General features: G+C 70.9%; 7 protein-coding genes. 2 read left to right on the top strand and 5 right to left on the bottom strand.

The window, feature by feature from the left end; translation table 11 throughout:
• Positions 1-122 precede the first annotated feature (122 nt).
• The 3 genes from FB563_RS18675 to FB563_RS18665 form a co-directional block, all read right to left on the bottom strand.
• Positions 123-1,634 (bottom strand): hypothetical protein, encoded by a 1,512-nt coding sequence (locus tag FB563_RS18675; RefSeq protein WP_425281733.1) that lies wholly within the window; start codon positions 1,632-1,634, stop codon positions 123-125.
• Positions 1,615-2,100, bottom strand: coding sequence for a GtrA family protein (locus FB563_RS18670; RefSeq protein ID WP_055704226.1), 486 nt, complete (start codon positions 2,098-2,100; stop codon positions 1,615-1,617). The genes FB563_RS18675 and FB563_RS18670 overlap by 20 nt, the downstream gene beginning before the upstream one ends.
• Before the next feature lie 159 nt (positions 2,101-2,259).
• Complete coding sequence (locus tag FB563_RS18665) at positions 2,260-7,194, bottom strand: NAD-glutamate dehydrogenase (protein ID WP_055704227.1); 4,935 nt, start codon at positions 7,192-7,194, stop codon at positions 2,260-2,262.
• A gap of 769 nt (positions 7,195-7,963) precedes the next feature.
• Between FB563_RS18665 and FB563_RS18660 the strand changes: the two genes are divergently transcribed.
• On the top strand, positions 7,964-8,530 hold the full coding sequence (locus FB563_RS18660) for a DJ-1/PfpI family protein (protein ID WP_055704228.1): 567 nt from the start codon (positions 7,964-7,966) through the stop codon (positions 8,528-8,530).
• A gap of 151 nt (positions 8,531-8,681) precedes the next feature.
• Here the strand turns inward: FB563_RS18660 and FB563_RS18655 are convergent, their stop codons facing one another.
• Positions 8,682-9,350 carry an HAD family hydrolase gene (locus FB563_RS18655; protein ID WP_055704229.1) on the bottom strand — a complete coding sequence of 223 codons (669 nt, stop codon included), beginning with the start codon at positions 9,348-9,350 and terminating at the stop codon, positions 8,682-8,684.
• Between the two features lie 67 nt (positions 9,351-9,417).
• Entirely contained in the window at positions 9,418-9,930 is a 513-nt protein-coding gene (locus FB563_RS18650) for a DUF6912 family protein (RefSeq protein WP_055704230.1), read from the bottom strand.
• Positions 9,931-10,261: 331 nt separating this feature from the next.
• Between FB563_RS18650 and FB563_RS18645 the strand changes: the two genes are divergently transcribed.
• Positions 10,262-10,852 (top strand): Rv3235 family protein, encoded by a 591-nt coding sequence (locus FB563_RS18645; RefSeq protein ID WP_055710079.1) that lies wholly within the window; start codon positions 10,262-10,264, stop codon positions 10,850-10,852.
• Positions 10,853-10,854 lie beyond the last annotated feature (2 nt).

Raw genomic sequence — 10,854 nt, 5'->3', positions numbered from 1 at the left:
GTGCCGTCGGCTTCCTAGTGCCGCCGCCGCTGCGCGCAGTCGTGCCGCTGGGGGCGGCACGGGTGGGCGCAGCGGCACCCCGCAAGCGCGGGCGAGCGAAACCCCCGTTGGCCGGCCGCGGCTCAGGGCAGCACTCGGTACAGGACCTGGGACGCGGGGCCGACGGTCACCTTCCGAAGACCCGGTCCCGCCAGGCTCTTCGGACCCACGACCCACTTCACGTCGTACTCCCGCAGGATCCCGGCCCGGTCGGCAGAAGAGGTGCCCGCGGCGAAGTACCGCTCAACCGCCGCCTCCCGCCGCCCGGCGTCCTTCAGGAACACATCCGGATACCCCGGCGCCACGGTGTACGCCCCGTACGCGGGGATCTGCCGCGCCGGAGTCGTCCGAGCCATCACCACATCCCCGTACTTCACCCACGGTGTGATCCAGTGGTACCCCACCCACGGCGTCCGGTACTTCGCGGCGACAGCGGAGGGCAGTGCGGCACGGCCCGTCACATAACCGAGCGTCCCCACCTGCGTCCACGCCCCGACGGCCAGCGCGGCGCCCAGCACACACGCCCAGCCCGCCCGCACCGCCCGCCGCCCGGCCGAGACGACCTCCAGCGCGGCCGCGAGCTGCGCCGGGATCAGCGCGGCCGGCAGGGCGCGGCCCCAGGAGTAGTGGCCGGACAGCCCGCCCGCGGCGAACACCAGCACGCCCAGCAGGAAGAACAGCACCAGCGGGTCCCAGCGGTCGCGGCGGAGACGGAGCACCAGCGCCGCCACCCCGAGCAGCACCAGGCCGAACCGCGCGGCCAGGTCCTCGTACAGCGGCTTGTGGATGGCCTCCAGGTCCGCGCCGGCGGAGAAGAGGGAGAAGAAGTCGTAGTACGGCCACAGCCACAGCAGGAGCATGCCCAGGGCGAGCGCGGCGGCCAGCCGCAGCAGCACCGGGCGGGCCGGCCGTGCCGCGATCACCATCGCCAGCGCGCCCAGTGAGGCCACGACGCCGGTGAACTGGTGGCACAGCAGGACCAGCGCCCACAGGACCCCGAGCCACAGCCACCTTCCCCACGCGGCCTCCTCCCGCGTCGCGCGCGTGACCCAGGCCCAGAAGTGGAAGGTGAGGCCGAGCGCGAAGACGCTGGGGTACGACACCGTCAGCGCGAGGGAGTTCAGGCCCAGGAAGCCGGACCAGTTGAACAGCAGCGGGCCCCAGAGGAAGAGCAGGCTGAGGAGGGCCAGGGCGGGGGCGGCGCGGTGGGCGCTGAGCGTGCGGACGTACCGCCAGACCCCGGTGACCAGCAGGGACAGGCCGGCCAGCGCCGCGAGGCGCAGCACCACGAACACCGACAGGCCGGTCACCTTGGCGACCAGGCCCAGGACCAGCATCCACGGCGAGTAGTAGGGGCTCGGCGTGTCCGCGTCCACCAGCGGGTTGCCCGGATGGAACAGGTTGTGGCTCAGACGCTGGACGGTGGCGGCGTGCATGCCGAGGTCGCCCGCCCAGGGCAGGCGGACGATCACCAGGAGCAGCAGCACCACGACGAGCGCGGCGGCGGCCTGCGGCAGCGCCCGGCCGGCCCGCGCGGCACCCTGCGGTGACTGTGTGCGGCTCACCGGTTCGATGTCAGACGGTGCGGTGTGCATCCTGCTGGAACACCCAAGTGCGGTAGACGAGGAATCGGAAGGCGGAGGCGAGCACGATCGACAGTGCCTTCGCCACATTCGATGCCAGCACGCTGTGCAGGCCGAAACCGTGGTAACCGACCCAGAACAGGCCGATTTCCATCACGACACCGAGGCCGCTGAAGACGAAGAACAGGATGATCTGGCTGCGGGTGCGCGAGGACCGGTCTCGATAGGCGAAATAGCGGAAACCCACGTAATTGGTCACCATGGCGATACAGCTGGCCAGGACGGTCGCCGTCATCGCCTGCCAACCCAGGCCGTGCAGCAGCAGGTTGAAGATCAGGAAATTGACGAGGACGCCGCTGCCGCCGACGATCCCGAATTTCACGACCTCCAGCACGACACGCGTGACGGGCCGCCGGGCCGGAGCCGGAGCCGGCGCGGGTGCTGGTGCCGGTCGGGTCTCGGTGAGTTGAACAGTCACACCGCAGACCCTATCCGACGGCCATCGATTAGCAGGAAACGGTAAAATCGTTGAACTTTTTTGGCTAATCCTCGGCAAGAAACGGAACGCCCCGGGCCGGTTCGTCGTCGGCCCGGGGCGCTCACACCGTCGTACGGCTGCGCACTCGCTGTCGTACGGCTACGAATGCGTGCGCAGCAGCGTCCGCATCGTCCGCATCGCCACCGACAGGTTGGCGAGGTCGAAGGTCTCCGAGCCGCGGATCTCCTCGAGAGTGGTGCGCGCCCGGCTCAGGATGGGCGCGTTCCGCTGCTCCCAGGCCTCGAACCGCTGCTCGGGCGTGGACGTGCCGTTTCCGGCCGCGAGGACGTCAGCGGTGAGCCCCGCGTGCGCCGCGTACAGGTCCTCGCGGATGGAGGCGCGGGCCATGGACTGCCAGCGGTCGTTGCGGGGCAGCTCGATGATGCGGTCCATCAGCTGGGTGATGCTGAGCCGGTCGGCGAGGTCGTAGTAGACCTCGGCGACGTCCAGCGGCTCCTTGCCCATGCGGTCCGCCACCGACACGATGTCGAGCGCCGGGAAGGCGGAGGAGAAACCGGCCACGCGCGTGGCGAGTTCGTCCGGGACACCGGCCGCGGACAGCTCGTCGTACACGTGCTGGTACCACTCCAGGTCCGCGCCCTTGAGCAGCTTCGGCAGCTCCTGCCAGACCCGCTCGACCCGCTCGGCGAAGAACTCGACCGTCTCGGCGAGCTGCAGCGGCTGCGGCCGGTTGTTGAGCAGCCAGCGCGTGCCACGCTCGACGAGGCGCCGCGAGTGCAGCCGGATCCGGGTCTGGACGGCGGCGTCGACCTTGTTGTCCAGGGCCTCCACCGCGTCCCACACCGGTGCCGAGCAGAAGATCGCGCGGGCCGCGGTCTGGGCGCGGACGATCTCCTCCAGGGAGGCACCGGTCTCCTCGCGCAGGCGGTGCAGATACGTCGTACCGCCCGTGTTGACCGTGTCGTTGACCAGCACGGTCGTGGTGATCTCGCGGCGCAGCGGGTGGTTGTCGACCGCGTCCGCGAACCGCTCGCGCAGCGCCGTCGGGAAGTAGGCGTGCAGCAGGCTGCGCAGGTACGGGTCGTCCGGCAGCGAGGTGTGCAGCAGCTCCTCGGCGACCGTGATCTTCGTGTACGCCAGGACGACGGCGGTCTCCGGGCCGGTGAGCCCCTGCCCCTGGGCGAGGCGCTCGCGGATCTGGCGGTCGGTCGGCAGGAACTCCAGCGCCCGGTCCAGGTGGCCCTCGCGCACCAGGTGGCGGATGAACCGCTGCTGGGCGTGGAGCATGTCCTTGGCCTGGAACAGGGCGTTGGCGATCGCGGTGTTCTGTGCGTAGTTGTTGCGCAGGACCAGCGCGCCGACCTCGTCGGTCATCTCGGCGAGCAGCTTGTTGCGCTGCTTGACGGTCATGTCGCCGTCCGCGACCAGGCCGTTCAGCAGGATCTTGATGTTCACCTCGTGGTCGGAGGTGTCCACGCCCGCGCTGTTGTCGATCGCGTCGGTGTTGATCTTGCCGCCGTGCATGGCGAACTCGATCCGGCCGAGCTGGGTCAGGCCCAGGTTGCCGCCCTCGCCGACGACCTTGACCCGCAGGTCCTTGCCGTCGACCCGGATGGCGTCGTTGGCCTTGTCGCCGACGTCCGCGTTCGACTCGACGGACGACTTCACGTACGTGCCGATGCCGCCGTTCCACAGCAGGTCGACCGGCGACTCCAGGATCGCCTTCATCAGGTCGGCCGGGGTCATCTTGGTGACCTTGCCCTCGATGCCGAGGGCCTCGCGGATGTGGGCGTTGACCGGGATCGCCTTGGCGCTGCGCGGGAAGATCCCGCCGCCCGCCGACAGCAGCTCGGTGTTGTAGTCGGCCCAGCTGGAGCGGGGCAGCTCGAACAGCCGGCGGCGCTCGGCGTACGAGGTCGCCGCGTCCGGCGTCGGGTCGATGAAGATGTGCCGGTGGTCGAAGGCGGCGACCAGGCGGATGTGCTCCGAGAGCAGCATGCCGTTGCCGAACACGTCACCGGACATGTCACCGATGCCGACGACCGTGAAGTCCTCGGACTGCGTGTCCACGCCCAGCTCACGGAAGTGCCGCTTGACGGACTCCCAGGCACCGCGCGCGGTGATGCCCATGCCCTTGTGGTCGTAACCGGCCGAGCCGCCGGAGGCGAAGGCGTCGCCGAGCCAGAAGTTGTACTTCTCGGCGACCCCGTTGGCGATGTCCGAGAAGGTCGCGGTGCCCTTGTCGGCGGCGACGACCAGGTAGGTGTCGTCGCCGTCGTGCCGGACCACGTCCTGCGGCGGCACGACCTCCCCGGCGACCATGTTGTCGGTGATGTCGAGCAGGCCCGAGATGAACATCTTGTAGCTGGCGATGCCCTCGGCCAGCCACGCGTCCCGGTCCACGCTCGGGTCCGGCAGCTGCTTGGCGACGAAGCCGCCCTTGGCGCCGACCGGCACGATGACGGTGTTCTTCACCATCTGCGCCTTGACCAGGCCGAGGATCTCGGTGCGGAAGTCCTCACGCCGGTCGGACCAGCGCAGGCCGCCTCGCGCGACCTTGCCGAAGCGCAGGTGCACGCCCTCGACCCGCGGCGAGTACACCCAGATCTCGTACGCCGGGCGCGGCGCCGGGAGGTCCGGGATGGCCTGCGGGTCGAACTTCATGGAGACGTAGTCGTGCGGCTCGCCGCCGTGCGCCTCCTGGAAGAAGTTCGTGCGCAGGGTCGCCTTGATGACGGTGAGGAAGGACCTGAGGATCCGGTCCTCGTCCAGGCTCGCCACCTGGTCCAGGGCCGCGTCCAGCTCCTCCAGCAGGGCGTCCGTGATCTCCAGCCCGGCCTTCTGCCGGTCCGGCGACATCCGCGCCTCGAACAGGGAGACCAGCAGGCGGGTGGTGTGGACGTTGTTGCGGAGGGTGTCCTCCATGTAGTCCTGCGAGAAGGTCGAACCGGCCTGCCGCAGGTACTTGGCGTAGGCGCGCAGCACCATCGCCTGCCGCCAGGTCAGCCCGGCGCTCAGCACGAGCGCGTTGAAACCGTCGTTCTCCGCCTTGCCGGTCCAGGTGGCGGCGAAGGCCTCCTGGAAGCGCTCGCGGGCGTCGTCGGCGAGGTGGTCGCCGCTGACCGCCTTGGGCATGCGCAGACCGAAGTCGTAGATCCAGGCGGTCGTGCGGTCCGCGCAGCGCAGCTCGTACGGCCGCTCGTCGGTGACCTCGACACCGAGGCGGCTGAGCACCGGCAGCACCTTGGAGAGGGAGACGGTGCCGCCCTTCTGGTAGATCTTGAACCGGCGCTCCTCCGGCCCGGCGCCCACCGGCTCGTACAGGCTCAGGCTGAAGGTCTTGTCCTCGCTGAGCTGCTCCAGGTGGACCAGGTCGGCGACCGCGGCGCGCGGGGTGTGGTCGGCCTTGTAACCCTCGGGGAAGGCGTGGTTGTAGCGGCGCAGCACCTCGGCCGCGCGCTCCTCGCCGCACTCGGCGGTGAGTGCCTCGGCGAACGCGTCGGCCCAGGACCGGGCGGCCTCGACCAGGCGGGCCTCGATCCGGTCCTTGTCGGCGTCCGACAGCTCGGGCAGCACGGTGCCCGGCGGGACACGGACGACGAAGTGCAGCCGGGAGAGGATCGACTCGGTGTTCCAGGCGGTGAAGTCAACGCTGACGCCGCCGAGCTCCTCCTTCAGGATGTCGATGATCCGCAGCCGGACACCGGTGGTGTAGCGGTCGCGCGGGAGGTAGACGAGGGCCGAGTAGTAGCGGCCGTACTCGTCCTGGCGCAGGTAGAGCCTCAGGCGCCGCCGCTCCTGCAGATACAGGACGCTGGTCACGATGGACTGCAGCTCGGCGACGGGTGTCTGGAACAGCTCGTCGCGCGGGTAGGTCTCCAGGATCTGCAGCAGGTCGCGGCCGTCGTGGCTGTTCGGCGAGAACCCGGCGCGCTCGAGGACCTCGTCCACCTTGCGCCGGATGACGGGCACCCGGCGGACGGACTCGGTGTAGGCGGCCGAGGAGAACAGACCGAGGAAGCGCCGCTCCCCGACCACGTTCCCGTCCGCGTCGAACTTCTTGACGCCGATGTAGTCCAGGTACGACGGCCGGTGCACGGTGGCCCGGCTGTTGGCCTTGGTCAGCACGAGCAGCTTGTGCTCGCGGGCCTTGGCGCGGGCGTCCGCCGGCAGCCGCTCGAAGGAGGGGCTGACCGGGTGCTCCTCGTCCTCGGCGTGGTGCGGGTCGGAGCGCAGGATGCCCAGGCCGGTGCCGGGCACGGCGGCGAGCGTGTCGTCCTCGCGCAGCTGGTACTCGCGGTAGCCGAGGAAGGTGAAGTGGTCGTCGGCCAGCCAGCGCAGCAGCTCGCGGGCCTCCTCCACCTCCGGCGAGGGCAGGTCGCCCGGGGCGGGCTCGCTCGGCAGCTCGTCGGCGATCCGGGTCGCCGTGCTCCGCATCTTCTCCCAGTCCTCGACGGCCTCGCGCACGTCGGACAGCACGCGCAGCAGATCGGCGGTGATCTGCTTCAGGTCGGCGCGGTCGGTCTCCCGGTCGATCTCGACGTGGATCCAGGACTCGAAGTACGCGTCGTGCGGCAGGTCGCCGCTCGGCGGGGTCGGCAGGACCTCGATCAGCTTGCCGGTCAGGTCGCGGCGGACCACGAACTGCGGGTGGACGACGACATGGATGCCGCGCCCGCGCCGGGTCAGCTCGTTGGTGACCGAGTCGACGAGGAAGGGCATGTCGTCGGTGACGACCTCCACGACCGAGTGGCTGCAGGTCCACCCGTTCTCCTCGACGGTCGGGGTGTGTACCCGCACGTTCGCCGTGCCCTGGGGGCGCATCTCGGCGAGACGGTAGTGCGAGACCGCGGCGCCGAAGACGTCGACCGGGTCGCGGTCGGTGAGGTCTTCCGGGGCGGTGTGCAGGTAGTAGCGCTGGAGGAACGCGAGCACGGACTCGCTGTCCGGGGTGCCCGGGGAGCCCTCGCCCTCGGTCCCGGTCGGTAGATACCCCCCGACCGGGCTGTTCTCAGCTACCCGGGCAGCCCTCTCGAGCAGCTCGGCCTTGGCTTCGTCCAGCTTGGTCTGCATTGTCCTCTGACTCCTGTCGCGCGCCGTTGCGTGACGTAGAAGGAAGTACGGTCTCTTTCCCACCGGCTCGACGCCACGGCCCGGGGTGTCCGGTCCGTGTCGACGCTATGCCGCGAGGTGAGATGAGCGGGGGGAATTCGGCCATTCTCGACACGCCCGTCGGGTGTGACGCCGGTCTCGGCGCCGTCGTGTCCAGGGGTGTCCTCGGCGTCCCGGAGGCTCCTACGGCCCCGTCCCGCCCGCGAAGACCAGCGACCGCCGCCCGGTCACGGAGGTGTTCCGTGCAACCCGGGCGCAGGGCAGGAGCAGGATCGCCCCCGCGGGATATCGCGCTGATCACGCCACAAGGCTATCGCTCCTTACCGGGGGCCCGTCATGAGCCGTATGTGTACAAAACCGAGGGGTGAAGTTTGACGTTCTGCACAGGGGTGGGCCGGGGCGTGGTGACGTATTCGGTCGGATGGGGGTACGTGGCGTTTGGGAGGGCGGCGGTGCGGGGTGCGTGCGCCTGCCGGAGCGGGGGGCGGGCGCCCGTCCTGTGGCGGCGGGCGTCCGGTCGCGCCGGCGGGGCCCCGACCGCAATCTGAGAAGAGGGCACCCTGCCACCAGGTGAGGCCCCGGCGCGAGGCCCCGGCGCTCGCCCGAGGGGGGCCGGAACCGCGACGGCCCCCCTTGGCAAGCACGCCCGGTGTTGGCACGTTGCCCAGGGACAGTGCGTCCCGCCCAGGAGTGCAGGAGCACCCAGCACCGGAGTACCGGAGGAGCCGACATGCCCGCGAAGATCCTGATCGTCACCGGCGACGCGGCGGAGTCCCTGGAAGTCCTCTACCCCTACCAGCGCCTGCGCGAGGAAGGCTACGAGGTCCATATCGCGGCCCCCTCCCGCAAGACCCTCCGCTTCGTGGTCCACGACTTCGAACCCGGCTACGACACCTACACCGAGAAGCCCGGCTACACCTGGCCCGCCGACCTGGCCTTCGCCGACGTGGACCCCGGCGAGTACGCGGCCCTCGTCATCCCCGGCGGCCGGGCCCCCGAGTATCTGCGCAACGATCCCGAACTCCGCAAGATCCTCAAGGCGTTCTTCGACTCCGACCGGCCGGTCGCCCAGATCTGCCACGGCCCGCTGCTCACCGCGGCGATCGACAGCCTGCGCGGCCGCCGGGTCACGGCGTACCCCGCGCTGGAGCCGGACATGCAGGCGGCCGGAGCGAGCTTCCAGGACACCGAGGCCGTGGTCGACGGCACCCTGGTCTCCTCCCGGGCCTGGCCCGACCACCCGGCCTGGATGCGCGAGTTCCTCCAGGTACTGCGCTCGAAGGCGCCGGCGAGCTGAGCAGCGGCCGGGGGCGTCTCAGCGGTGCCTGTGCCGCTGCGGGCAGCCACTGGAACCGGATACCCGTGCCGCGGGCACCTCACAAGCCCCGCCCCGCCGCAGCACAGGGCACCCGCACCGGCACCGGACCCCAAGAACCCGGCGCCCCCGGCTACGCCGCTATTCGCTCCGCTTCCTCCACCGCCTCGGCCAGCGTGTCCACCACCGGCACCCCCACTTCCTCGAGGCTGGCCCGGCTGTGCGACCCCCCGGTGTACAGCACCGCCCGCGCCCCCACGCCCCGCGCGGCAACCGCGTCATCCGCCGCGTCCCCGATCACCACGGTCCGCGCAGGCTCCACGACCCCGCTCAGCGCCTTCAGATGCCGCACCATGTGCGCGGCCTTGCTCCCCCCGGACGGCCCCGTACGCCCGTCGACCCGCAGAAAGTGCGCCTCTATCCCGAACCGCCGCACGAGCGGCACCAGTTCGTCGTGCCCATACATGCTGAGCAGCGACTGGCTGTGCCCCGCCGACCGCCACCCCATGAGCAGCTCCTCCGCCCCGTCGGTCAGACGGCACCGTGCCCGGTGCTCGGCGTAGTACCGGTGGAAGACCTCGTCCATCAGCTCCCACTCGGCATCGGTCGGCAGCCGGCCGAGCAGCCGCTCGTAGAACTTCGGCACCGGCACGCAGTACAGCGACCGGTACTGCTCCAGCGTGATCGGCGCGAGCCCCAGCTCGGCGAAGGCCGCGTTCGTCGCCCCGATGATCGCGTCATTGTCGTGGAACAACGTGCCGTTCCAGTCCCAGACGATGTGCGCGCTCCCGTTCATCCCCATGCCAGAAACCGTACCCGCCCCCACTGACAACGCGGCCGGCCGACGTATCCGCGCAGGTCGGACCGGGTCAGGCGAGTCCGACGAGGTTGGGGATCTCCTGCGTGGCGTACCACAGCAGCTCATGATCGTCCGCGCCGTCCACGACGAACTGCGCGTCGTCGTCCCCGCCGTCGGCCGCTTCCAGCGCGTCCGCCGCCGCGGCCACGTCCTGCGTCGCATCATCCGCGTCGATGTGCACCGCGGCCGCCTTGGCGAGCGGCACGGTCACCGTCACGGTCACCTCGCCGATGGCGTCCGGGTCCAGGCCACGGTCCGGGGCGACGCCAGCGGCGCCGTCGGCCACGTCCACGGCGACCACGACCCGGCGCCGTACCGCACCCGGATCCGCGGCCAGGAGCCGCAGCGAGGCCAGCGCGGCCCGGCCGAGCGCCGCGTACTCCAGTTCCTCGATGTCCTCGGAGAGATACCACTCGCGCAGCGCGGGCGTGACGGCATACCCGACGAAGGGACCGCTCCCCAGCTCACCCGTCTTGTACGCCTCGGCGAGACCGGGGAGGGTCAGGGGGACGTAGACGCGCATGCTGGCCGCTCTTTCCTGCTCAAAGGCTCCGCTGAGGCCCCGGGAAGGTGCGCTGCCGGCGTCTCCCGGAGGGCCTTCAGGATACGTGCGCCCGTCCCCTTTCGGGTCTGTGCCCACGCCCCGGGAGCCGTCGACTCCGGATCACGCGATCACGGGGCGACCCGCCGAACACCAGGGATCCGCGACACCCGCCTCACTCGGATAGGTGAACATCTGCGCACCGCCCGGCCGGCCCACGCCTCCCTTGCCACCCCACTCCCCGCCCCCGTACAAGATCCCCACCAGCGAGTTACCGTCCGGTATCCACCGGGCCCGCCGAACGGGGACCCCCATGAACAAGGTCATGAGCCGCACCACGCCCAAGGCGACGACGAACCGCACCCCGCGCCACCGCCCGCCGACCCGCCACGACACCCGCCGCCCGGGCGGCACCCCGCCCCGGAAGCCGTCGATCAGGGGCAGGCATGGCATGCCACCGACCGCACCCCGAAACGCCGGCACGGCCCTCACCACACCGGAGACCACGGCTCCGCCCATGCCGGAGATCACGGCTCCCACCAGGCCGGAGACCACCTTGCCCTCGGTACGCCCCACCGACGTCTTCGCCGACCGTCTGCTGGCCGTCCTGAGCGGTCAGCGGCCCGTTCACTGGATGCTCCGCCACACCGCCGGCCGCGCCTACGACGACCTGACCCGCCTCGCCGAACGCAGCCCCCTGCGCACGCGCGGGGCCCGCCCCGTCGTCCACGACATCGGCTACTACGTCCCCAGCGAGGGCGCCCTCGAGGTCTTCGCCCGCGTCGCGGCCGGCGACCAACTCCGCGCCCTGGCCTTCCGCCTGGAACGCGGCCAGGACCGCCGCTGGCGCTGCACAGCGGTGGAAACGGGCCCCCGCCCCCAGCAAACGCCCCTTGACACCTGAGG

Origin of the sequence: Streptomyces puniciscabiei (assembly GCF_006715785.1) — a bacterium.
GTDB classification, from domain to species: Bacteria; Actinomycetota; Actinomycetes; order Streptomycetales; family Streptomycetaceae; genus Streptomyces; species Streptomyces puniciscabiei.
The sequence above is the reverse complement of the archived record's forward strand: the minus strand, read 5'-3'. Positions and strand labels throughout refer to the sequence as shown.

Excerpts from the sequence above, each read along its gene's own strand:
- FB563_RS18675 (WP_425281733.1), bottom strand. The coding sequence starts at position 1,634 with ATGCACACCGCACCGTCTGACATCGAACCGGTGAGCCGCACACAGTCA.
- FB563_RS18665 (WP_055704227.1), bottom strand. The coding sequence starts at position 7,194 with ATGCAGACCAAGCTGGACGAAGCCAAGGCCGAGCTGCTCGAGAGGGCT.
- FB563_RS18660 (WP_055704228.1), top strand. The coding sequence starts at position 7,964 with ATGCCCGCGAAGATCCTGATCGTCACCGGCGACGCGGCGGAGTCCCTG.
- FB563_RS18655 (WP_055704229.1), bottom strand. The coding sequence starts at position 9,350 with ATGGGGATGAACGGGAGCGCGCACATCGTCTGGGACTGGAACGGCACG.
- FB563_RS18650 (WP_055704230.1), bottom strand. The coding sequence starts at position 9,930 with ATGCGCGTCTACGTCCCCCTGACCCTCCCCGGTCTCGCCGAGGCGTAC.
- FB563_RS18645 (WP_055710079.1), top strand. The coding sequence starts at position 10,262 with ATGAACAAGGTCATGAGCCGCACCACGCCCAAGGCGACGACGAACCGC.